Source organism: Comamonas sp. FG99 (genome assembly GCF_057808605.1).
Genome location: NZ_JBMDII010000009.1, coordinates 106,635 through 126,717 on the forward strand (window position 1 = coordinate 106,635; position 20,083 = coordinate 126,717).

At 66.2% G+C, this 20,083-nt stretch carries 21 protein-coding genes; 8 read left to right on the forward strand and 13 right to left on the reverse strand.

Translation table 11 applies throughout. The annotated features are described in order from the left end of the window. Positions 1-64: 64 nt before the first annotated feature. On the reverse strand, positions 65-1,456 hold the full coding sequence (fumC, locus tag ACODRX_RS08400) for a class II fumarate hydratase (protein ID WP_488870889.1): 1,392 nt from the start codon (positions 1,454-1,456) through the stop codon (positions 65-67). A 422-nt stretch (positions 1,457-1,878) separates the two neighbouring features. Here fumC and ACODRX_RS08405 point away from each other — a divergent pair, with 422 nt between their 5' ends. The 5 genes from ACODRX_RS08405 to ACODRX_RS08425 all read left to right on the forward strand — a co-directional run bounded on the left by ACODRX_RS08405 (position 1,879) and on the right by ACODRX_RS08425 (position 5,749). Then, on the forward strand, positions 1,879-3,432 hold the full coding sequence (locus ACODRX_RS08405) for a fumarate hydratase (protein ID WP_488870890.1): 1,554 nt from the start codon (positions 1,879-1,881) through the stop codon (positions 3,430-3,432). A gap of 141 nt (positions 3,433-3,573) precedes the next feature. After that, complete coding sequence (locus ACODRX_RS08410) at positions 3,574-3,972, forward strand: GFA family protein (protein ID WP_488870892.1); 399 nt, start codon at positions 3,574-3,576, stop codon at positions 3,970-3,972. A gap of 20 nt (positions 3,973-3,992) precedes the next feature. Then, complete coding sequence (locus ACODRX_RS08415; RefSeq protein WP_488870893.1) at positions 3,993-4,631, forward strand: DUF938 domain-containing protein; 639 nt, start codon at positions 3,993-3,995, stop codon at positions 4,629-4,631. A gap of 89 nt (positions 4,632-4,720) precedes the next feature. Further along, positions 4,721-5,149 (forward strand): GFA family protein, encoded by a 429-nt coding sequence (locus ACODRX_RS08420; RefSeq protein WP_488870894.1) that lies wholly within the window; start codon positions 4,721-4,723, stop codon positions 5,147-5,149. Positions 5,150-5,152: 3 nt separating this feature from the next. Continuing rightward, a complete protein-coding gene (locus ACODRX_RS08425) occupies positions 5,153-5,749 on the forward strand; it encodes a uracil-DNA glycosylase family protein (RefSeq protein ID WP_488870895.1) in 597 nt (198 codons plus the stop codon). Positions 5,750-5,762: 13 nt separating this feature from the next. Here ACODRX_RS08425 and ACODRX_RS08430 read toward each other — a convergent pair whose 3' ends face one another. Then, positions 5,763-7,958, reverse strand: coding sequence for a TonB-dependent siderophore receptor (locus ACODRX_RS08430; RefSeq protein ID WP_488870896.1), 2,196 nt, complete (start codon positions 7,956-7,958; stop codon positions 5,763-5,765). A gap of 356 nt (positions 7,959-8,314) precedes the next feature. Next, positions 8,315-8,485, reverse strand: coding sequence for a hypothetical protein (locus ACODRX_RS08435; RefSeq protein ID WP_488870897.1), 171 nt, complete (start codon positions 8,483-8,485; stop codon positions 8,315-8,317). Positions 8,486-8,822: 337 nt separating this feature from the next. Between ACODRX_RS08435 and ACODRX_RS08440 the strand changes: the two genes are divergently transcribed. Next, the gene (locus ACODRX_RS08440; RefSeq protein WP_488870899.1) at positions 8,823-9,374 is read left to right on the forward strand and encodes a lipocalin family protein; all 552 of its coding nucleotides are present in this window, start codon (positions 8,823-8,825) and stop codon (positions 9,372-9,374) included. A gap of 113 nt (positions 9,375-9,487) precedes the next feature. Here ACODRX_RS08440 and ACODRX_RS08445 read toward each other — a convergent pair whose 3' ends face one another. The 8 genes from ACODRX_RS08445 to ACODRX_RS08480 form a co-directional block, all read right to left on the reverse strand. Next, on the reverse strand, positions 9,488-9,877 hold the full coding sequence (locus tag ACODRX_RS08445; protein WP_488870900.1) for a type II toxin-antitoxin system HicB family antitoxin: 390 nt from the start codon (positions 9,875-9,877) through the stop codon (positions 9,488-9,490). 29 nt (positions 9,878-9,906) lie between these two features. Further along, on the reverse strand, positions 9,907-10,089 hold the full coding sequence (locus ACODRX_RS08450; protein WP_488870902.1) for a type II toxin-antitoxin system HicA family toxin: 183 nt from the start codon (positions 10,087-10,089) through the stop codon (positions 9,907-9,909). 323 nt (positions 10,090-10,412) lie between these two features. Beyond that, a complete protein-coding gene (locus ACODRX_RS08455) occupies positions 10,413-11,138 on the reverse strand; it encodes an ABC transporter ATP-binding protein (RefSeq protein ID WP_488870903.1) in 726 nt (241 codons plus the stop codon). After that, complete coding sequence (locus tag ACODRX_RS08460; protein WP_488870905.1) at positions 11,138-11,938, reverse strand: ABC transporter ATP-binding protein; 801 nt, start codon at positions 11,936-11,938, stop codon at positions 11,138-11,140. The genes ACODRX_RS08455 and ACODRX_RS08460 overlap by 1 nt, the downstream gene beginning before the upstream one ends. Then, positions 11,935-13,587 (reverse strand): ABC transporter ATP-binding protein, encoded by a 1,653-nt coding sequence (locus ACODRX_RS08465; protein WP_488870907.1) that lies wholly within the window; start codon positions 13,585-13,587, stop codon positions 11,935-11,937. The genes ACODRX_RS08460 and ACODRX_RS08465 overlap by 4 nt, the downstream gene beginning before the upstream one ends. Next, entirely contained in the window at positions 13,580-14,692 is a 1,113-nt protein-coding gene (locus ACODRX_RS08470) for an ABC transporter permease (RefSeq protein ID WP_488870908.1), read from the reverse strand. Before ACODRX_RS08470 ends, ACODRX_RS08465 begins: the two co-directional genes overlap by 8 nt. Before the next feature lie 24 nt (positions 14,693-14,716). Then, positions 14,717-15,118 carry a type II toxin-antitoxin system VapC family toxin gene (locus tag ACODRX_RS08475; RefSeq protein ID WP_488870909.1) on the reverse strand — a complete coding sequence of 134 codons (402 nt, stop codon included), beginning with the start codon at positions 15,116-15,118 and terminating at the stop codon, positions 14,717-14,719. A 2-nt stretch (positions 15,119-15,120) separates the two neighbouring features. Next, positions 15,121-15,468 (reverse strand): type II toxin-antitoxin system Phd/YefM family antitoxin, encoded by a 348-nt coding sequence (locus tag ACODRX_RS08480; RefSeq protein WP_488870910.1) that lies wholly within the window; start codon positions 15,466-15,468, stop codon positions 15,121-15,123. A gap of 127 nt (positions 15,469-15,595) precedes the next feature. Here ACODRX_RS08480 and ACODRX_RS08485 point away from each other — a divergent pair, with 127 nt between their 5' ends. Then, complete coding sequence (locus tag ACODRX_RS08485) at positions 15,596-16,114, forward strand: DUF2127 domain-containing protein (RefSeq protein WP_488870911.1); 519 nt, start codon at positions 15,596-15,598, stop codon at positions 16,112-16,114. Here ACODRX_RS08485 and ACODRX_RS08490 read toward each other — a convergent pair. Next, positions 16,101-17,114 (reverse strand): microcin C ABC transporter permease YejB, encoded by a 1,014-nt coding sequence (locus ACODRX_RS08490; protein ID WP_488870912.1) that lies wholly within the window; start codon positions 17,112-17,114, stop codon positions 16,101-16,103. The two genes, ACODRX_RS08485 and ACODRX_RS08490, sit on opposite strands and share 14 nt — an antisense overlap. Positions 17,115-17,116: 2 nt before the next feature. Next, entirely contained in the window at positions 17,117-18,973 is a 1,857-nt protein-coding gene (locus ACODRX_RS08495) for an extracellular solute-binding protein (RefSeq protein WP_488870913.1), read from the reverse strand. Between the two features lie 90 nt (positions 18,974-19,063). On the opposite strand from ACODRX_RS08495, the gene fabI reads away from it, so the two are divergent. Continuing rightward, positions 19,064-19,864 (forward strand): enoyl-ACP reductase FabI, encoded by an 801-nt coding sequence (fabI, locus tag ACODRX_RS08500; protein ID WP_488870914.1) that lies wholly within the window; start codon positions 19,064-19,066, stop codon positions 19,862-19,864. Positions 19,865-20,083 lie beyond the last annotated feature (219 nt).

The window sequence follows — 20,083 nt, forward strand, 5'->3', positions numbered from 1 at the left end:
TTATAAGAACGCGCCCGCCAGGCCGCAAAGCCATGGCGGGCGCGCCCATTATCGTCGCCGCGACTTACAGATTACCCACCATCTGCTCTGGCACCACCCACTGGTCGAACTGCTCGGCCGTCACATGGCCGCTGGCAATCGCTGCCTCGCGCAGGCTGGAGCCTTCCTTGTGCGCCTTCTTGGCGATGAAGGCCGCCTTGTCGTAGCCGATGTGGGTGTTCAGCGCGGTCACCAGCATCAGCGAGCGGCCGACCAGCTCGGCGATGCGCTCGCGGTTGGGCTCGATGCCCACGGCGCAATGGTCGTTGAAGCTGACCATGCCATCGGCCAGCAGGCGCACGCTCTGCAGGAAGTTGTGCGCCACCAGCGGGCGGAATACATTGAGCTCGAAGTTGCCCGAGGCGCCGCCGATATTGATCGCCACGTCATTGCCGAACACCTGTGCGCACAGCATGGTCACCGCCTCGGACTGGGTGGGGTTGACCTTGCCCGGCATGATGGACGAGCCCGGCTCGTTCTCGGGGATAGCGATCTCGCCCAGGCCGCTGCGCGGGCCGCTGGCCAGCCAGCGCACGTCGTTGGCGATCTTCATCATGCTGGCCGCCAGGGTCTTGAGCGCACCGTGCGCGAACACCAGCGCATCGCAGGAGGCCAGCGATTCAAACTTGTTCGGCGAGGTGACGAAGGGATAGCCGGTGATCGCGGCGAGCTCCTTGGCCACGCCCTCGGCATAGCCCTTGGGCGCATTCAGCCCCGTGCCCACGGCGGTGCCGCCCAGCGCCAGCTCGTACAGATGCGCCAGCGCGGCGCGCACATGCGCTTCGCCGTGCGCGAGCTGCGCCACCCAGCCCGAGATCTCCTGGCCCAGCGTCAGCGGCGTGGCGTCCTGCAGATGGGTGCGGCCGATCTTGACGATATCGGCGAAGGCCTGGCTCTTGGCCTCCAGCGTCTGGCGCAGCCTGGCGATCGCGGGCAGCAGCTTTTGCTCGATGGCGCTGACCGCCGCCACATGCATGGCGGTGGGATAGACATCGTTGCTGGACTGGCTCTTGTTGACGTCGTCGTTCGGATGCACCAGCCGCGCCTCGCCGCGCTCGCCGCCGAGGATTTCGCTGGCGCGGTTGGCCAGCACCTCGTTGACGTTCATATTGGTCTGCGTGCCCGAGCCGGTCTGCCACACCACCAGCGGAAACTCATTCGGATGCTTGCCGGCGATCACCTCGTCGGCGGCGGCAACGATGGCCTGGGCCTTGGTCTCGACCAGCAGGCCCAGCGCATGGTTGACCGTGGCCGAAGCCTTCTTCACCTGCGCCAGCGCATGGATGATCTCGCGCGGCTGCTGCTCGCCGCTGATGTCGAAGTTTTGCAGCGAGCGCTGCGTCTGCGCGCCCCAGAGCTGGTCGGCGGGTACGTCGATGAAGCCGAACGTGTCTTTTTCCTGGCGTGTGGCGGTCATAGGGAAGAAACTCCTCAAGGTTGCAACGCGGCGCAGTTGGCTGGAAGAGCTCTGGCTACCCAAGGCCGCAGGATGAAAACCCGAAATCCTACCCTGCCGGAAAAAGCCACGTTCGCCTTGCGAGCGCTCGGCGCGCGCGAGGACCCGAGTCCTCTAGGGCCTGTTCACACAAATACGGGGTCGCGCAAGCCCGACAGGGCTGTCAATGCTAGGCACGCGACGCCGTGCGTGTGCCCACCCGCACAAGGAGCGCAACGACGCAGTGGCGGCCCTGCCGCACTTGCCCGAAGGGTTGAGGACTCAACGCGATCCCCGTGCTTTGTGTGAACAGGCCCTAGAAGACTTATCGGCTATTGCCCCCGCCCCAAGGCGCTTGCGCCGATAATCCGCGGGCTAGCAACCCAACTATCACAACACCCACGATGACCACCACGATCCGCCAGCAGGACCTGATCGACTCGATCGCAGGCGCCCTGCAGTACATCAGCTACTACCACCCCGCCGACTACATCCAGCACCTGGCGCGCGCCTACGAGCGCGAGCAAAGCCCGGCGGCCAAGGATGCGATGGCCCAGATCCTGACCAACTCCAAGATGGCCGCCACCGGCCACCGCCCGATCTGCCAGGACACCGGCATCGTCAACGTCTTCCTCAAGGTGGGCATGGACGTGAAGTGGGAAGGCTTTACGGGCGGCCTGGAAGACGCGATCAACGAAGGCGTGCGCCGCGGCTACAACCACCCCGACAATACGCTGCGCGCATCGGTGGTGGCCGACCCGCAGTTCGCGCGCAAGAACACCAAGGACAACACGCCTGCCGTCATCAGCGTGCAGATCGTGCCCGGCGACAAGCTCGACGTGACCGTGGCCGCCAAGGGCGGCGGCTCCGAGAACAAGTCCAAGATGATCATGATGAACCCCAGCGACAACCTGATGGACTGGGTGCTCAAGACCGTCCCGACCATGGGCGCGGGCTGGTGCCCGCCGGGCATGCTGGGCATCGGCATCGGCGGCACGGCCGAGAAGGCCGTGCTGCTGGCCAAGGAAAGCCTGATGGAAGACCTGGACATGTACGAGCTGCAGGCCAAGGCCGCGCGCGGTGAAAAGCTCGACCAGGTGGAAGAGTTGCGCCTGGAGCTGTACGAGAAGGTCAACGCCCTGGGCATCGGCGCGCAAGGCCTGGGCGGCCTGGCCACCGTGCTCGACATCAAGATCAAGATGTACCCCACGCACGCGGCCTCCAAGCCCGTGGCCATGATCCCCAACTGCGCCGCCACGCGCCATGCGCACTTTGTGATGGATGGCTCGGGCCCGGTGTACCTGGACGCCCCCTCGCTTGACCTGTGGCCCAAGATCGACTGGGAGCCGGACTACAACAAGTCCAAGAAGGTCGATCTCAACACCTTGACCAAAGAAGAGGTCGCCAGCTGGAAGCCCGGCGACACCCTGCTGCTCAATGGCAAGATGCTCACCGGCCGCGACGCCGCCCACAAGCGCATCCAGGACATGCTGGCCAAGGGCGAGCAGCTGCCGGTGGACTTCACCAACCGCGTGATCTACTACGTCGGCCCGGTGGACCCGGTCAAGGACGAGGCCGTCGGCCCCGCAGGCCCCACGACCGCCACCCGCATGGACAAGTTCACCGACATGATGCTGGAGCAGACCGGCCTGATCGCCATGATCGGCAAGGCCGAGCGCGGCCCGGTGGCCATCGAGAGCATCAAGAACCACAAGAGCGCCTACCTGATGGCCGTGGGCGGCGCCGCCTACCTGGTCTCCAAGGCCATCAAGTCGGCCAAGGTGGTGGGCTTCGAAGACCTGGGCATGGAAGCCATCTATGAATTCGACGTGGTGGACATGCCCGTGACCGTGGCCGTGGACGCCGGCGGCACCAGCGCCCACATCACCGGCCCGGCCGAATGGCAAAAGCGCATTGCCAGCGGCGAATTCAAGGTGATCGAGGTCGCCTCGGCCTGAAGCCCCGGGGCTTGAAAAGCAGCAGCCGCCTTCGGGCGGTTTGCTTTTTTCCGCACCCAGCTCAGCATGTGCTGCTGGCCGCAAGCCCCCAAAAGCCGACAGAGCGCGTAGGATGCAGCCACTACCCTGGAGGAAACCAGCATGAAAGGCATCTGCCTGTGCGGCGCCATCGAAGTCACCGCGCCCGATCAGCACCAAGCCAGCCTGTGCCACTGCAGCACCTGCCGCCGATGGACGGGCGGCCCGATGTTTTCGGTCCACTGCGGCCCTGACGTGCAGTTCAAGGGCAATGCACCCGCCGTCTACCGCTCGTCCGACTGGGCCGAGCGCGGCTTTTGCGGCCAGTGCGGCACGCACCTGTTCTACCATCTGCTGCCGGCCAACGAGTATGTGTTGTCGCTGGGAATCTTCCAGGGCGAGCCGTTCCAGCTCGCCACGGAAATCTTCATCGATGAAAAGCCGGCGTTCTATGAACTCAAGAACGACACCCGCAAGCTCACGGGCCAGCAGGTCTTCGACCAGTACGCCCCAGGCAATTGACGCGGCCACCAACCCAAGCGATGAGCCCAACCACCTCCCCGGCCCTGCCTTTCTCTCAGGCCTGCGAAAACAACCGTGCGCCCATCCTGGCCGTGCTGCAGGCCGCCTTCGCCGACCGCCGCCATGTGCTGGAGATCGGCTCGGGCACCGGCCAGCACAGCGTGTACTTCGCGCCGCGCCTGCCGCATCTCGTCTGGCAGACCAGCGACCTGCCGGAGAACCATGCCGGCATCGCCGCCTGGCATGCGGCCCACCCGGCACCCAATCTGCGGCCGCCGCTGTGCTTCGACCTGCAGGCCAGCGTCTGGCCGCAAGAGCAGGCCGAGGGCGAAGGCACCTACGACGCGGTCTTCTCCAGCAACACCGCCCACATCGTGGCCTGGCCACTGGTGCAGCGCATGTTCGTGCTGGCGGGCTGGCACCTGCCCGCGGGCGGCCGCCTTGCGCTCTACGGCCCGTTCAACTATGGCGGCGGCTACACCAGCGAGAGCAACCGCGCCTTCGACCTGTGGCTGCGCGAGCGCGATGCGCGCAGCGGCATACGCCACTTCGAAGACATCGAGGCGCTGGCCCGGCAGCATGGCCTGGCCCTGGAGCACGACCACGCCATGCCGGCCAACAACCGGCTGCTGCTGTTCGTACGGCAGGGCCTTGCGTAGCGAACGCTCATGCAGACATCGGAAAGACAGCAGCCAGTCAACCACCGGATTGCGGTTAAATGGATGCCACCATACCCAGGAGCAACTGAATGACCGAGAGAACCGGAGCCTGCCTCTGCCGCCAGGCACGCTACCGCCTCACGGCGGATCCCGTCGCCACGCGGATCTGCTGGTGCCGCGACTGCCAGCACCTGGCGTCCAACGGCACCGTCAATACCATCGTGCCCTCGTCCGCCATCGAGATCGAGGGCGAACTGGCCGTGTACGCATCCACATCAGACAGCGGCAACCAGGTGCGGCGGCGCTTCTGCCCGCACTGCGGCAGCCACCTGTTTGCCGATTCGACCGGCCGCCCCGGGCTCACCGTGGTGCGCGTGGGAACGCTGGACGATCCATCCTCGGTGCAGCCCAGCACCAACATCTGGGCCGCCAGCGCCCCGGCCTGGGCCTGCCTCGATGCCGGCCTGGACCGGCTGGAGGGCCAGCCCGCGCCGCCCAGGCCGCAGCAGCCTGGCTGAACCTTGGCCAGCTCCACCCCGCAATCCATTGAGCCGCTGCTGGCCGACATCCGCGCCTGCACCGCCTGCGCCGATCTTCCGCTCGGGCCGCGCCCGGTGGTGCAGGCCAGCGCCTCGGCGCGCATACTGATCGCGGCCCAGGCGCCGGGCAAAAAGGTGCACGACAGCGGCATTCCCTTCAACGACGCCAGCGGCGAGCGGCTGCGCGCCTGGCTGGGCATGCCGGCGCAGGTGTTCTACGACCCGGCGCGGGTGGCGATCGTGCCCATGGGCTTTTGCTATCCGGGCACCGGCCGCTCGGGCGACCTGCCGCCGCGCCCCGAATGTGCGCCGCTGTGGCGCGCACGGCTGCTGGCCGAGCTGCGCCAGCTGCGGCTCACGCTGGTCATCGGCCGCTATGCGCAGGCCTGGCACCTGCCCGGCAGCGCCGGGCAATCGCTGGCCGAGGCGGTGGCGGACTGGCAGGCGCGCTGGCCCGCCACCGTGGCCCTGCCCCACCCCAGCCCGCGCAACAACCTCTGGCTCAGGCGCAACCCCTGGTTCGAGGCGCAGCTGCTGCCCCGGCTGCGGCCGCTGGTGCAGCAGGCGCTGGCAGCCTGAGCCGGGGACCGGCTCAGAACCGGTACTTCATCGTCAGCGTGGCATTGCGCGGCGCCAGGTAGGTGATCTGGCTGTAGGCATCGAACATGCCGTAGTACTTGCGGTTGGTGACGTTATTGATGTTCAGCTGCGCCGACAGCTGCGGCGTGAAGTCGTAGCGCGCCATCAGGTTCACCAGCGCATAGGCGCCCTGCTCGACGCGCCGGGTCACGCCCAGCGGATCGGCCGCATTGGTGTAGGTGCTGCCCTGCCAGCTGACTCCGCCGCCCACCGTCAGCGGATTCCAGGCGCCGGGCAGGCGGTAGGTGGTGAACAGGCGCACCAGCTTGCGCGGGTAGATGCTGTTCACATCCGCGCCGGTCTCGTCCTTCAGGCGGAACTGGGTGTAGCCGGCGCTGACATTCCAGCCGCGCGCCAGCTCGCCGTTCAACTCCAGCTCGAAGCCATTGCTGGTCGCGCCGTTGGAGGCGCGGTAGACGGTTTCGGGCAGGCCGCCCAGGCCGGGGATGGTGTCGGTGGTGGCAATGGCCAGGTTCTTCTGCTTGATATGGAACACCGCCGCCGAGGCGTTGACGCGGCCGTCCAGGAATTCGCCCTTGACACCGGTCTCGAAGCTCTTGCCCTTGATCGGGTCGATGTAGCTGCCGGTGATGTCGCGCGCATTCTGCGGCTGGAAGATATCGGTGTAGCTGGCGTACGCCGACAGCTCCTTGCTGATGTCGTAGACCAGGCCGGCATAGGGCGTGACCTCGCCGTGCTGCTTGAGGCTATAGGGGTTGGTGTAGCGCTCGTCGGCGCTCTTCTTGTAATTGGTGAAGCGCACGCCGAGGATCAGCTTGAGCGGATCGGCCAGGTTCAGGCGCGCCGCGCCGTAGATGGCATCCTGGCGGGTTTCGCTCTGGCCGTAGTAGGCCAGCGGCCCCCACGACGGCTCGGGGTAGGCGCTGCCCGTCCAGTTGTTGAAGTCAGGGGCCATGCCGAACGACGGCGTGGCGGCCCGGTCCTCGGCATGGAATCGCTGGCGGGAGCTCGACAGGCCGAACGCCAGCTCGTGCTCGCGGCCAAGCAGCTTCACGGTGCCGCTGGCCTGCGCGCCGATGTCGTCCTGCTTGGTGCGCACCTTGTAGGAGGCGGCAAATGCCGACATGCCCAGCCCGGTGGTGATGCTTGGCGCGCCCGAGAGGTACAGCAGGTGCGAATCCGCCTTGCGGTCGCTGTGGTTGTAGCTCAGCTTGAGCTTCCAGTCGTTGGCGAGCCGGTGCTCCAGCGAGGCGAAATAGCTGTTGTAGTCGGTGTCCCAGCGCGTCCAGTCGGCGGCGGTCGTCTTGGAAGTGCTCCAGTCGGTGCGCGTGCCATCGCTGTACCACACCGGCAGGCCGCCCCACATCGGCCCCGTGGTCTTGAAGCGCTGGCTGCCCAGGCCGGCGACGAGCAGCGTGCTGGGGCTGAGATCGGCCTCGAAGGTGGCGAACAGCGTGCCGTTGTTGGTGCCCAGCCCATTGATATAGCTGTCTCGGTCGGCGAACTCGCCGACGAGGCGGGCGCGTACCGTCTTGGCCTCGTTGAGCGGCGTGGACAGGTCGACCATGCCGCGGCGCTGACTCCAGCTGCCGGCCTCGAGCTCGACACGGCCGGTGAACTCCTTGCTGCTGGCGCGCTTGCGCACCAGGTTGATCGCCGCCGACGGGTCGCCCGCGCCGGTGGTCAGGCCCGTGGCGCCGCGCACCACCTCCACCCGGTCATAGGTGGCCAGGCTGGTGAAGATCTCGCCCGAGCTCCAGGGCTGCTCCCAGGTGGTGGGAACGCCATCGATCAGCAAGGTGTTGATGTTGAAGCCACGCGCGGTGAACTGGCCGCGGCTGGTTTCGTACTGGTTGACCGAGACGCCGGGCGTGTTGTTCACCACGTCGGTGATGGTCTTGAAGCTCTGGTCCTCGATCCGCTGCTGGGTCACGACGCTCACCGACTGCGGCGTCTCGCGCAGGCTCATGCTCAGCGGCGTGGCCGTCCTGGTCGCTCCCGTCGTGTAAGAGCCGGTGCCTTCCGTCGTCGCGGCCTGCGCCGCCGCCTCGACCGTTACCGTCGCAAGCGTGTTCTCCACCTCCTGCGCCGCCGCGAGCGCCGGCAGAGCCATGGCAATGCACATGCTCAGCTGCTTGAGCTGGCCGCGTGCGTCGGTGGAACGGAATGGCTGGTTTGCCCTTGTCATCTGGAATCCTGCTGGAAAGCGCTGCTGAAAAAGCCGAAGGCCCCGCCGCCCTTGCCGCGCCACCGTGGGCACGGACGTTCAGCAGGGATCAATGCAACTGATAATCATAATCATTATTCACATTACAAATTCAGCAGCCGCAGTGAAGAGGCCGATTTTTCGGCCTGCCCGTCAGTGGCAAGCAACGGCTGCGCCCGTGGCCTTGCATGGCCGGCGCTTTTGGTGCAGGTAGGGGTGAACGTGCGGGCACGCCGTTCTCGCAACCCGGAAAAAACAAAAGCCCCTTGCGGGGCTTGGCATGCGCGGCGCGGGCGCCGGCATGGAATATTCGTGCGGCAGCTGTGCCGACGGCTCGATCAGCCGCCCTTGTGCGTGCGCTTGCCAGGGTTCTTCTTGCTGCGGGTGGCGGTGCCGCGAGCACGGCTGACCTTCTGGCCGCGGCCGGCGGTGGGCAGCGACGTGCCATTGGGCAGCGTCGGCTGGGGGGTGAACTTGCGGTCGGCTTCGGTAACGATCTTGTTGCCCATCTTGGCACCTCGTGAAAAATGCAAAAGCTGCTATTAGGCCATAGTTGCGCGAACGCTTTGGGAAAACCGTGCTCAAACCCGCTGGCACCAGCCGGATTTAGCACAAGATGGTTGCGATGCTGTCGTGGTTTTGGCGCCAAAGGGCACATCTGGATGCAGCTTTTGCCTACACGACGGTGGCTCTGGTACTTGTAAATTTTCCGGCATGCGCTACGCTTTTTGAAAGAACAAACAATGACTGCCCGGCAAGGGCGAAAGGCTGTACATGAAGGCGGAAGACGAATACGAAATCCAACCACGAAGCCAATCACGGGGCAACCGGCTGTGGATTCCTGCCGTGCTGGTAGGCCTGTCTGCGCTGGCCACCTATCTGCTGGTCGCCAACCGCGGCAGCCAGCGGCGCGAGCCGGCGCTGCCGGCCACGCCGGTGGTGGATTTCGATGTGCATCGCTTCGTGGGCGACTGGTATGAGATCGCCCGCATCGAGCAGGGCTGGGGCCGGCCGCTGATCCGCTCGCGCGTGGAATACAGCCTGGCGGACAACGGCACGCTGGAGATCATCAACCGGGGTTTCCATCCTGGCACCAACCGCTGGGCCGAGTCGCGCGGCAGCGCGCGCTTTGTCGAGTCGCCCCCCACCGGCGCGATGAAGGCCTCGTTCTTCGGCCCCTTCAGCGAGGACTACCACGTGGTCGCGCTGGACCCGGACTACCGCTGGGCGATGCTCATGGGCGATTCGCCCGACTCGTTCCGCCTGCTGTCGCGCACGCCGGTGCTGGCCGGCGAGCTGGCCGACATGCTGCTGCAGCGGGCGGTGGAGCTGGGCGTCGATGCCGACCGCGTGCACTGGGTGATGCAAGATGGCGTGAACCCCACCGGGCTGTGGTGAGGGTGGGCACAGGCCGAAAACGAGGCTGCGCCAGCCGGCGGGGAAATCAAGGCCGGATGGCCTCGACAGGGAACGTGCCCGGCACGTTCCCTTTTCATTTTGCGCACTCGCGCTCAGGCTGAAGCCATTTCATGCTCGGCTGCAATGGCCAGGAATGCAGAGCGGGACATGCCATGCGCCTTGGCGTACGCATCAATCCGAGGCACCAGGCTTTCAGGCAGGCTGATGTTCAGCCGCACCGCGCGATCGCGCACCTTGGCCAGGTCCACCTCGACCAGCAGCCAGAAGCCGCCCTGGTAGTCTGGATCGCCAACCCAGGCTTCGGGCGAGGAAGGCGCGGGGATGGGGTCCTCGTCGCCGCCAAAATGGGCTTCGACGGCTTCCTGCGCCGACTTGGGCAATTCTTGCAGGCTGTCCGCCGCAGTGAAGCAGCCGGGAAAATCCGGGAAGGACGCCCCGTAAGCAGAACCTTCTTGCTTGTACACGTAGATGGGATAGAGCACTCGGGCCTCCTTTGCTGAACGGCCCCGCCTTAGCGGAGCCCGGCTTGCTTGAGAATGCTGCGGACGATGGGCAGCGGCAGATCCTTCCTGGGATGAGGCACGGTGACCTTGCCCGGCTTGGTCGGATGCTTGAACTGGTGGTGCGATCCAACGGTGTGAACCAGCACCCAGCCATCTGCCTTGATGTGCTTGATGAGCGCCGCGCTGTTCATTTGTGTAATCATACACAACAAGCAAAATACACAGCGCATTGAATGCATGCATCCGGGCATCGATGGGGCAGCACCAGACCGCGGTGAACCGGCACTCGGCCGATGCATGCCTTGGCTCGCCAGACACCTGCGCTCGGGCGGCCTCACACCCATCCGTTTCAAGGTCTTGAACGTGGAATAGGCGCCCTGTACGTGGCCCAGAGGTTGAGCGTTGTGCGTTGTGCGTTTTGCGGCCTTCACGCTCAACGCCAAACCCTCAACGCTCAACTTTTCCCAACGTCATGGGCACTCGCAACGGCACAACACTTTGAAAGGCCTGGGCCTCACACCCCCAGCAGGCGCTCGCCGGCCTTCTCGCGCTCGGCCAGCTCGTCCATGCTGCCGGCGAAGCGGATCTGCCCGCGCTCCAGCACATAGGCGCGGTCGCTCACCCAGCGCGCGAAATGCAGGTTCTGCTCGCACAGCAGAATGCTCACGCCCTGCGACTTGAGCTGCAGGATCATCTGCGCCATCTGCTCGACCACGACCGGCGCCACGCCCTCCGAAGGCTCGTCGAGCAGCACCAGGTACGGGTTGCCCATCAGCGTGCGCGCCACGGTCAGCATCTGCTGCTCGCCGCCGCTCATCTGCCCGCCGGGGCGCTGGGGCATGGCGGCGAGATTGGGAAACAGCGCCAGCAGCCGCTCGGGGGTCCAGTCGCTGGCCAGCCCGCCGTCGGGCCAGCGGCGCGGCGGCTGGCGGCCGACCTCAAGATTCTCCAGCACCGTCAGCTCGGTGAAGATGCGCCGGTCCTCGGGCACATAGCCCAGGCCCAGCCGGGCCACCGCATGCGGCGCCAGCCGGGTGATGTCGTGCCCGGCAAAACGCAGCACGCCGCTGCGGCGCGCGATCAGCCCCATGATGGCCTTGAGCGTGGTGGACTTGCCGGCGCCGTTGCGCCCCATCAGCGCCACCACTTCGCCGCGCCGCACCTGCAGCTCCAGGCCGAACAGCACCTGCGCCGCGCCATAGCCGGCGCACAGCTGCCGCACATCGAGCAGGGCCTCCATCACGCGGCCTCCGCGGCGGCATCCAGCAAGCGGCCCGAGCCCAGGTAGACACGCTGCACCTCGGCGTTGGCGCGCACCTGCTGCGGCGTGCCTTCGGCGATCAGCCGCCCGCGCGCCAGCACCAGGATGCGGTCGGCATAGGCGAACACCACGTCCATGCTGTGCTCGGTGAACAGCACTGCCATGCGCTGCTGCTGCGCCAGCCGCCGGGTCAGCGCCATCAGCTGCAGGCGCTCGGCCGGCGCCATGCCGGCGGTGGGCTCGTCCATCAGCAGCAGCACCGGCTGGTGCGCGATGGCCATCGCCAGCTCCACGCGCTTCACATCGCCATAGGCCAGCTCGCTGCAAGGGCGCTCGGCCTGCTCGGCCATGCCGACCAGGGCCAGCAGCGCAAGCGCCTGGCCGCGCTCGAACTGCGCCGCCCGCTGCCACAGCCGACTCAGCCGCCCGGCATGCGACAGCAAGGCCATCTGCACGTTCTCCACCACCGTGAGGCTGGCGAAGGTCTCGGCGATCTGGAAGGTGCGGCCCACGCCCAGGCGCCAGATCTCGCGGGGCTTGCGGCCCACCAGTTCGAGCGCCCGCCCGCCGCTGTCCAGCAGCGCCGAGCCGCCGTCGGCGCGCAGCTGGCCGTTGAGCATGTTGAAGGTGGTGGACTTGCCGGCGCCATTGGGGCCGATCAGCGCCAGCACCTCGCCGCGGGCCAGCGCAAAGTCCACGCCATCCACTGCCTGCACGCCGCCAAAGGACTTGCGCAGCCCGGCCACCCGCAGCAAGGCATCGCCCGCGCCGGCCGTCATGCCGCCGCCCCAAGGGCGCTGGCCGCCATCAGCTGCCGCGTGTAGGGCTCGCGCGGCCGCTCCAGCACAGCAAGCGCCTCGCCGGCCTCGATGATGGCGCCGTCCTTCATCACCACCACCTGGTGCGCCATGGCGCGGATCACCGCCACGTCGTGGGTGATGAGCAGATAGCTCAGGCCGCGCTCTTTCTGCAGGCGCTGCAGCAGGGCCAGCACCTGCTGCTGGATGGTGACGTCGAGGGCGCTGGTGGGCTCGTCGAGCACCAGGATCTCGGGGTCCACGATCAGTGCCCGGGCGATCGCGATGCGCTGGCGCTGGCCGCCGGAGAATTCGTGCGGATAGCGCTCCAGCAGGCCTGGAAACTGCGCCTCGGCCAGCCCCACCTCGCGCAGCATGGCCAGCACCCGCGCCTGCAGCTCGGCCGGCGGCAGGCCGGGCTGGGCCAGCCGCAAGCCCTCGCCGACGATCTCCTGCACCGTCATGCGCGGCGACAGCGACGAGAACGGGTCCTGGAACACCACCTGCACCTGGCGGCGCAGCGCCTGGTTGGCCGGCGAGTTGTGCTGGGCCGGCTGCTGCCACTGCCGGCCGGCCACCTCCAGCCGGCCCTGGCTGGGCAGCAGGCCGAGGATGGCCTGCGCCAGAGTGGACTTGCCCGAGCCCGATTCGCCTATCACCCCCAGCGTCTCGCCCGGCGCCAGCCGCAGGTCGGCGCCTTGCACCGCCACGAACTCACCCTTGCCAAACCAGCCCTTGAAGCCCGCCAGCCGGGTGGCATAGCCCACGCGCAGGCCTTCGGTGCGCAGCACGCAGGCATCGCCCGCGCGGGGCTGGCCGAGCTCGCGCCGCGGCGCGCTGGCCAGCAGCTTTTGCGTGTAGGGATGCTGCGGTGCGGCAAACACCTGCGCCACCGGGCCCTGCTCCACCAGGGCGCCTTTTTCCATCACCGCCACCCGGTCGGCGAAGCGGCGCACCAGCGGCAGGTCGTGGGTGATGAGCAGCACGGCCATGCCGCTCTGGCGCTGCAGCTCGGCCAGCAGATCGAGCATCTGGCCGCGCAGGCTCACGTCCAGCGCGGTGGTGGGCTCGTCGGCGATCAGCAGCCGGGGGCGGCTGGCCAGGGCCATGGAGATCATCGCGCGCTGGCGCTGGCCGCCCGAGAGCTGGTGCGGATAGCTGCGCACGCGCTCGACGGGCTGGGGAATGCCGGTGGCGGCCAGCAGCTCCTGGGCCTGGGCCCAGGCCTGCTTCGCACTCAGGCCCTGCTTGAGCTGCAGCACCTCGGCGATCTGCGCGCCTATGGTCATCAGCGGGTTCAGCGCCGTCATCGGCTCCTGGAAGATCACGGCAATGTCGTCGCCGCGCACGGCCTGCATCTCGCGCTCGGGGATCTGCAGCAGGTTGCGCCCCTGCATCAAGGCCAGGCCGCTCAGCTGGGCGTCGCCCACCAGGCGCAGCAGCGACAGCGCGGTCACGGTCTTGCCTGAACCGGATTCGCCCACCAGCGCCAGTTTTTCGCCGGCGAAGATATCCAGGCTCACGCCCTGCACCACCGTCTTGCCGCCAAAGCGCACATGCAGGTCGCGCACGCGCAGCAGCGGCGCCTCGCCTGCATGCGGCGCTGCCTCGGGTGCCGCCGGCCTAGACATGGCGCACCTCCAGCGGTTGGTTGGCCGACTCCGGCGGGGTCGCGGCCATGGCCTGCAGCTGCTTGCGCGGGTCGAGCGCTTCGCGCAACGCATCGCCCATGAAGGTGAGCAGCAGCAGCGTGATCACCAGCACGCCGAAGGTGGACAGCGAGATCCACCAGGCATCGATATTGTTCTTGCCCTGCGACAGCAGCTCGCCCAGGCTGGGCGTGCCCGGCGGCACGCCCAGGCCCAGGAAGTCCAGCGAGGTGAGCGTGAGTATGGCCGCGCTCATGCGAAACGGCAGGAAAGTGACCACCGGCGTGAGGCTGTTGGGCAGGATGTGGCGCCACATGATCTGCCCGTTGGGCGCGCCCAGCGCGCGGGCGGCCTTCACATAGTCGAGCTGGCGGTTGCGCAGGAACTCGGCCCGCACATAGTCCGACAGCCCCATCCAGCCGAACAGCGACAGCAGCACCAGCAGCAGCGCCACGCTAGGCGCCAGCACGGCGCTGAAGATGATGAGCAGGTACAGCTCGGGCATCGAGGTCCAGATCTCGATGAAGCGCTGGAAGAACAGGTCGGTGCGCCCGCCGAAAAACCCCTGGATCGCACCGGTCAGGATGCCGATCAGCACGCCGGTCGCGGTCAGCGCCAGCCCGAACAGCACGCTCACCCGAAAGCCGTAGAGCAGCTGCGCCAGCAGGTCGCGCCCGCGATCGTCGGTGCCCAGCCAGTTGTCCGCCGACGGCGGCGACGGATTGGGCGCCTTGGCGAAGTAGTTGATGGTGTCGGCGCCATAGCGGTTGGGCGGAAACACCGCCCAGTTGCCCGGCGCGGCCAGACGCTGCTGGATGAAGGGGTCGAGGTAGTCGGTGGGCGAGTGGAAATCGCCGCCGAAGGTGGTCTCGGGATAGTCATGCAGCAGCGGCCAGTAAGTCTGGCCCTGGTAGTGCACCACCAGCGGCCTGTCGTTGGACAGCACATTGGCGAACAGGCTGATGAACACCAGCAGCACGAAGAGCACCAGGCTCCAGTAGCCCAGCCGGTTGCTGCGAAACCGCCGCCAGGCACGCGCGGCGGGCGACTGGGAGGGGGGTAGGCTCGGGGTTGTTGCACGGTTCATGGTTTTGGTGGCTGCATCTGCTTTTCAATCCAGAAACGGATTGAGTACCGCGATGCCGCAGCCATCGAAGTCTCGCACATTGCGCGTCACCAGCGTGAGCGCATGCACCTGGGCCGTGGCGGCGATGAGCATATCGGCCATGTGGCGGGCCTGGCCGCGCGCGGCCAGCACACCCCGCATTTCACCAGCCCGCCTCGCAATGGTCTGCGTAACCTGCAGAACAGCGCAATGTGCCGCCATGGCGTTGAAGCGCTCCAGTCCACGTGGCCGAGGCTGATGGGTGAGACCGAAGACGATTTCATGGAAGGAAATAACCGAGACTGAAAAGCCCGCGGCCTGTTGCAGGCCACTTGCCCACTGCAGCACCCCCGGGTGCGGCGCGGGGCGCATCAGTTCGCTGATGACGTTGGTGTCGACAAGGTACACGATCAGGGCTTCATCCGAGCAGGTTCGTCCCAGTAGTGGGGGTCATCCAGCATCGGGTGGTAGCGGTCCGTGCGAGGTGGCAGCTCGATGCCATCCTGCGCCCCATCCACGATCAATGCGGCACGCAGTTCGGCGAACAGCGCCAGCAGCGAAGGCTGGGCCTGCTGTGCCTGCCACCGCTTGAATTCCTCGAACTCCTCGGCCGAGATCATCACCGCCACGGGCTTGTCGCGGTTGTATATGGCCTGCGGTTCCTGGGCGCTCAGGCGCACCACCTCGGAGAACTGCTGCTTGGCACTGGCGATATTCCAGGTCATGGCGGCCTCCTTCTGGATATCAAAGATGGACATATTATCCATTCATCATGTCCATTGATCAATATCACCGCCCAAGCATATCGGTGGGTTCGAACTTCTGCTATTTTCAAGGCGCCCTCGGCCGACAGAAAGGCGCCGGACATTCGGCGAAGCTGTGTACATGCCTGCATCAAGCCCCCCACTCGCTCCTGCTGCCCGCGCAGCGCGCAACACGCTGCGCAGCGCGCTGCAAAGCGTCGCCATTTTCGAAGCGCTCAAAGGTGTTGCCGCGCTGCTCGGCCTGCTGGGTTTGCTGGGCCTGCTGCACCACGACCTGCACCGCCTGGCGCTGGAGCTGATCGGCCACTTCGGACTGTCGCCAGACGCCCACTACCCCGCGGCGCTGGTCGCCTGGGTGGACAGGATCAACGCCACGCCCATCCACACCCTGGTGCTGCTGGGCAGCGCCTATATCGCCCTGCGCTGGCTCGAGGCCTGGGGCCTGTGGCACGACAAGGCCTGGGGCGAATGGCTCGGCGCCCTGTCGTCGGGCCTGTACATACCGCTGGAGGTGCGGCATTTTCTTGCCCATCGCCATTGGCAGGGCGCGCTGGTGCTGGCGCTCAACCTGGTGCTGGTGGCTGTGCTGCTGGCGCGCCTGTACCAGCGGCGCCGCGCGGCGCAACTCAGTCGAACCTGACCCGTGGGTCCACCCACACATAGCACAGGTCGCTGACCAGCTTGGTCACCAGGCCGATCAGCGTGAACAGGTACAGCGTGCCCAGCACCACCGGGTAGTCGCGCCGCATCACGCTCTCATAGCTCAGCAGGCCCAGCCCATCGAGCGAGAACAGCGTCTCGATCAGCAGCGCGCCGGTGAAGAAGGCGCCGATGAAGGCCGCCGGAAAACCGGTGACGATGGGCAGCAGCGCATTGCGCAGCACATGGCGGTACAGCACCTGGCGCTCCGACAGCCCCTTGGCCCGCGCCGTCTGCACGTACTGCTTGCGGATTTCTTCCAGGAAGGCATTCTTGGTGAGCATGGCGGTCACCGCGAAGCTGCCCGCCACCATGGCGGTGACCGGCAGCGCGATATGCCAGAGGTAGTCGACGATGCGCGCGCCCCAGGAGAGCTCGTCCCAGTGGGCCGAGGTGAGCCCGCGCAGCGGGAACCATTGCAGCTGCCCGCCGAAGATCACCAGCAGCGCCACGCCCAGCACGAAACCAGGTATGGCATAGCCCACCAGGATGATGATGGTCGTCACCAGATCGAAGCGCGAGCCCGCGCGCACCGCCTTGGCAATGCCCAGCGGCACGGCCACCAGGTAGCTGATGAAGAAGGTCCACAGCCCCAGGCTGACCGAGACCGGCAGCTTCTCCTTGACCAGCTCCCACACGCTCTTGTTCTGGAAGAAGCTCTTGCCCAGATCGAAGCGCGCGAACTGGCCCAGCATCTGGAAAAAGCGCTCGTGCGCGGGCTTGTCGAAGCCGTAGAGTTTCTTGATTTCCTCCACCTGCCGAGGCTCGAGCGCGCGGCGTGGGCCCTGGCCACCAATCCGTGCCTCGCGGCTCGTGAGCTGCGACATGATCTGCTCCACCGGCCCGCCGGGCACGAACTGGATCACCGCGAAATTGAGCACCAGCACCCCCAGCACGGTAGGGATCATCAAGAGCAGGCGTTTGAGCAGATAGGACAGCATGGTCAGCGAGGCTCCATCCACCACATGGTCAGCAGCCAGGAGCCTGCGAGCATATGGGGTGGTAATTCGGGAGGGTGACGCAAATCCTTCTTGTGCGCTATGAAGAACTGCTTGCCGTAGTACATGGGAACCACGTAGTACTGGTGCAGCAGATAGCGATCCAGCGCCCGCGCACCTGCCGCGATGGCCCGGCGATCAGGGCTGGAGACAATGCGCTCGATCAGCTCATCGACCACCGCATCCTTGATACCCGGCAAATTCTGGCTGCCTTTCTCATCGGCGGATTTAGAGCCAAAGTCATCGAACAACTCGTTGCCAGGGCTGGGCGAACCACCCAGGATGCCGACAGCCATATCGAAATCGAACTCATCCAGTCGCCTTTTGATAATACTGGGATCGGCCAACCGATACCGAAACTCGATACCGAGGCGCCGAAGATTACGCGCGTAGGGTGCGAGCACCACCTCAGAAGATCGGTCGGCAATGTCCATGCGGATCACGAACGGCTCGCCTTGCGCATTGCGCAGCGCGCCGTCACGGAATGTCCAGCCCGCCTCGGCCAGCAGGCGCTGCGCCTCTTTCAGATTACGGCGCAGCCCGTCCGCCGTGGCATCCGTGCCCTGGTTGGAGGGCAAAGGCCCTTGAGTGCCGGCCAGGTAGGCGTCGCGGTGGCGCAGGCTGTCTATCAGGGCTTGTTCGTCCGGGCTGACCTCGGGGCGGGCCATCAGGTCGTCATTGTTGTTGAAATAGCTGCCCGTGCGCGCGCGGCGCTGGTAGAACAAGCGCTGATTGAGCCAATCGAAGTCGAACGCCAGATCCAGCGCGCGGCGCACACGCACATCGGCAAACTGCGGGCGGCGCAGGTTCAGCGCCAGCCCTTGCATTCCAGTGGCCCGGTGATGCGCGATCTCGGCCTTGACGATCTCGCCCGAATCGAAGCGCCGCCCCCGGTACTTGCGCACCCAGGCGCTGATGCCGGTTTCCTCCAAAGCGTCCAGCTCCCCCACTTTCAGCGCCTCCTCCTCGCCCAGCCGGTCGCGGAAATACAGGTAGGTCACGCTGTCGAAATTGAACATGCCGCGGCGCACCGGCAGATTGGCGGCCCAATAGTCGGCCCGGCGCTTGTAGGTGATGCTCTTGCCCAAATTCACATGCTCGATGATGTAGGGGCCGCTGGCTATCGGGGCCTCGTTCTGCAGCTCGGACAGCGGCTTGCCGCCGCCCCATTGATGCGAAAAAACCGGCAATTGGCCCACGATCATGTGCAGCTCGGAATTGCGCCGCTGAAACTCGAAGCGGATGGTGTATTTATCCACCACCACGGCGCGCTTCACATCAGCCCAGTAGGAGCGGAATACAGGCGAGGCATCCGCCCCCATCAGCGTATCGAATGAATACTTCACGTCGGCCGCCAAAACCGGCTCGCCATTGGAAAAACGCGCCTCGCGCCGCAGGCGAAAGGTAACGGAGAGATGGTCGGGCGCCAAGGCGACATCTTCCGCCAGCAGGCCATAGCGGCTGAAGGGCTCATCCTCGCTTGGCGCCGTGAGCGAATCAAACAACAGCCCATATTCCGCGAACAGAAAGCCATTAAGGCTGTATCCCATGCCTGCAGCAACCTGCCCGCGCAGCGTGAAGGGGTTGAGCTTGTCGAAGCTGCCAGAAGCCGACAAGGTCAGATGCCCACCCTTGGGCGCATCGGGATTGACATAGTCGAAATGCTGGAATGTGGCCGGGTATTTGGGCTCGTAGCCCATGCCCATGGCATGCAATGCCCAGGCGGGCATTGCCAGCAGCAGCGAAACAACGGCCAGGGCGACAGCCAGGACGCGTGGTAATTCTCGGGGCAGACGGCGCATGCGACAATTCTGCCCTATCCAACGCCCTGCCCCGGGGCGTTTTGTATACCTCCGCCGTATAGCTTTCCGTATCCCCCTAGGAGAAGAACAATGGGTTTCCTGACTGGCAAAAAACTTCTGATCACCGGCGTGTTGTCCAACCGCTCCATCGCCTACGGCATCGCCAAGGCCTGCCATGAGCAAGGCGCCGAGCTGGCCTTCAGCTATGTGGGCGAGCGCTTCAAGGACCGCATCACCGAGTTCGCCGCCGAATTCGACTCCAAGCTCGTCTTCGACTGCGACGTGGGCGACGATGCCCAGATCGACAAGCTGTTTGCCGATCTCGGCGCCGCCTGGGGCAAGTTCGACGGTTTCGTGCACTCCATCGGCTTCGCGCCGCGCGAGGCCATCGCGGGCAACTTCCTCGAAGGCCTGTCGCGCGAGGGCTTCAAGATCGCCCACGACATCAGCGCCTACAGCTTCCCTGCGCTGGCCAAGGCCGCCATGCCTTACCTGAACGACAAGTCGGCGCTGCTCACGCTGTCGTACCTGGGCGCGCTGCGCTCCATCCCCAACTACAACACCATGGGCCTGGCCAAGGCCTCGCTCGAAGCCTCGGTGCGCTACCTGGCCGAGGCCGTGGGCCGCACCGCCGACGGCCGCTGCATCCGCGTCAACGGCATCAGCGCCGGCCCCATCAAGACGCTGGCCGCCAGCGGCATCAAGGATTTCGGCAAGCTGCTCGGCCGCGTGGCCGATGCCGCGCCGCTGCGCCGCAACGTGACCATCGAGGATGTGGGCAACGTGGCCGCCTTCCTGCTGTCCGACCTGGCCTCGGGCGTCACCGCCGAGATCACCTATGTGGACGGCGGCTTCAGCCAGACGGCCGGGCTGTCGGCCGACCAGGTCTGAGCCCGCCCGCGTCTCAAGCCCCAACAGCTGCCAGCCCTTGCCTGCCAAGCGCTGGCAGCTATCCTTTTAACGTCTCCGACTGCCGCGTACGGGTACGCGCCTTGCACGACAATCAGCCCCAGCGGTCGATGTACCGCCCTTGAACCAGGATGCCCCGGCCCCGGGGTATCCGTTTGATTAAACCGCCGTGATCCGGACGGCGGTGGCTGATTGGAACGG

Bases quoted from the DNA above. Each gene is read 5' to 3' on its own strand.
- ACODRX_RS08470 (WP_488870908.1), bottom strand. From the start codon at position 14,692: ATGAACCGTGCAACAACCCCGAGCCTACCCCCCTCCCAGTCGCCCGCC.
- ACODRX_RS08495 (WP_488870913.1), bottom strand. From the start codon at position 18,973: ATGCGCCGTCTGCCCCGAGAATTACCACGCGTCCTGGCTGTCGCCCTG.
- ACODRX_RS08415 (WP_488870893.1), top strand. From the start codon at position 3,993: ATGAGCCCAACCACCTCCCCGGCCCTGCCTTTCTCTCAGGCCTGCGAA.
- fabI (WP_488870914.1), top strand. From the start codon at position 19,064: ATGGGTTTCCTGACTGGCAAAAAACTTCTGATCACCGGCGTGTTGTCC.
- ACODRX_RS08465 (WP_488870907.1), bottom strand. From the start codon at position 13,587: ATGTCTAGGCCGGCGGCACCCGAGGCAGCGCCGCATGCAGGCGAGGCG.
- ACODRX_RS08420 (WP_488870894.1), top strand. From the start codon at position 4,721: ATGACCGAGAGAACCGGAGCCTGCCTCTGCCGCCAGGCACGCTACCGC.
- ACODRX_RS08490 (WP_488870912.1), bottom strand. From the start codon at position 17,114: ATGCTGTCCTATCTGCTCAAACGCCTGCTCTTGATGATCCCTACCGTG.
- ACODRX_RS08455 (WP_488870903.1), bottom strand. From the start codon at position 11,138: ATGGAGGCCCTGCTCGATGTGCGGCAGCTGTGCGCCGGCTATGGCGCG.
- ACODRX_RS08410 (WP_488870892.1), top strand. From the start codon at position 3,574: ATGAAAGGCATCTGCCTGTGCGGCGCCATCGAAGTCACCGCGCCCGAT.
- ACODRX_RS08480 (WP_488870910.1), bottom strand. From the start codon at position 15,468: ATGTCCATCTTTGATATCCAGAAGGAGGCCGCCATGACCTGGAATATC.
- ACODRX_RS08485 (WP_488870911.1), top strand. From the start codon at position 15,596: ATGCCTGCATCAAGCCCCCCACTCGCTCCTGCTGCCCGCGCAGCGCGC.
- fumC (WP_488870889.1), bottom strand. From the start codon at position 1,456: ATGACCGCCACACGCCAGGAAAAAGACACGTTCGGCTTCATCGACGTA.
- ACODRX_RS08460 (WP_488870905.1), bottom strand. From the start codon at position 11,938: ATGACGGCCGGCGCGGGCGATGCCTTGCTGCGGGTGGCCGGGCTGCGC.
- ACODRX_RS08435 (WP_488870897.1), bottom strand. From the start codon at position 8,485: ATGGGCAACAAGATCGTTACCGAAGCCGACCGCAAGTTCACCCCCCAG.
- ACODRX_RS08450 (WP_488870902.1), bottom strand. From the start codon at position 10,089: ATGAACAGCGCGGCGCTCATCAAGCACATCAAGGCAGATGGCTGGGTG.
- ACODRX_RS08430 (WP_488870896.1), bottom strand. From the start codon at position 7,958: ATGACAAGGGCAAACCAGCCATTCCGTTCCACCGACGCACGCGGCCAG.
- ACODRX_RS08405 (WP_488870890.1), top strand. From the start codon at position 1,879: ATGACCACCACGATCCGCCAGCAGGACCTGATCGACTCGATCGCAGGC.